At 62.6% G+C, this 1,378-nt stretch carries 1 protein-coding gene; it reads left to right on the forward strand.

The features are described 5' to 3' along the window. Positions 1 to 90 precede the first annotated feature (90 nt). Positions 91 to 1,104 carry an IS110 family RNA-guided transposase gene (locus SAZ01S_RS23220; RefSeq protein ID WP_084584692.1) on the forward strand — a complete coding sequence of 338 codons (1,014 nt, stop codon included), beginning with the start codon at positions 91 to 93 and terminating at the stop codon, positions 1,102 to 1,104. Positions 1,105 to 1,378 lie beyond the last annotated feature (274 nt).

Consider the following 1,378-nt stretch of genomic DNA (forward strand, 5'->3'; position numbering starts at 1 on the left):
GCTGATCGAGCTTGATGGGGTGGATGGCCTCCGCACCCGGCATCAAAGTGCCACGGCAGTCATCAGCGACTCACCTGAGGGAGACCATCCATGAACGAGGTTACCACAATCGGGCTCGATATCGGCAAGCGAGTGTTGCAGGTGCATGGTGCGGACGCGGTCGGCAACGCCATTATTCAACGCAAACTTCGTCGCGAGGAAGTGTTGCCGTTCTTCGCGAAGTTGCCACCCTGTCTTGTCGGAATGGAAGCATGCGGGACATCGCATCATTGGGCGCGCGAGATCGGCAAGTTAGGCCACGACGCGCGCCTGATCCCGCCGAACTACGTGAAGCCCTATGTCGCGCGGCAGAAGAATGATGCCGCCGACGCCGCAGCTATCTGCGAGGCGGTGACGCGCCCGGCGGTGCGCACGACGCCGGTGAAATCGGTCGATCAGCAGGCGGCGCGTGTTCTGCAACGCGCACATGAACTGCTGGCGCGGCAGCGCGTGAAGCTGATCAACGCCATGCGTGGTCACATGGCGGAATTTGGCGTCATAGTCCCATCAGGAACGCAGAACCTCAACCGGTTGATGGAACGCATCTCCGATCCTGACGCGGCGCTGCCGGCGAGCGTGCGCGTGGTGCTCAACATCCTCGCGGATCAGATGGTGGGGCTTACGAAGCAGCTCGATGCCATGGAGGCACAGATGCGCAAACGGTGTCGCGAAGATGCCGATGCCGCCAGGCTCATTACCATTCCTGGCGTCGGCATCATCACTGCCTGTACGGTCCTCGCCAGCGTGCCGAACATCCATGCGTTCCGATCGGGTCGCGGCTTCGCGGCATGGCTCGGTCTGGTTCCTCGACAGACATCCAGCGGAGGGAAGGCGCGCCTCGGCCGCATAACGAAGATGGGCGACCCGGCTATCCGACGACTATTGGTTGTCGGCGCCACATCTGCGATCCGATGGGCGAAGCAGAAGGACGGCTACGACGAAAGCTGGCTGGGCAAGATGCTCGCACGCAAGCCAGTGAAGGTCGCAGCTGTCGCCCTGGCGAACAAGAATGCGCGGATCATCTGGGCGCTGCTCACAAGACAGGAGGCCTATCGACCCGCATAACGAGGCAACCGCCGGTCCGCTGCGGAAACGGCGATTGTGATGCAAGGGCGCAGACAGAGGTTGATGACGCGATAGTCGATCGACGAGATCGGGACACCCAGCAGGCCGCCCGGCGCTTCGAGCGCGTGAGCTTGGTTATGGACCCGATCCGCGGATCTCATCAAGGCCGGCGGCAATAGCCGCCTCACGTAGGCCGGACACACGGACGCCGCCGACTTGACGTTGTCGTCTTTGAAAACGCCCTTGCATCGCGGAGGCCATCCACACAGGGCGG

Source organism: Sphingomonas azotifigens NBRC 15497 (assembly GCF_002091475.1).
In the GTDB taxonomy this organism is placed as follows: Bacteria; Pseudomonadota; Alphaproteobacteria; order Sphingomonadales; family Sphingomonadaceae; genus Sphingomonas; species Sphingomonas azotifigens.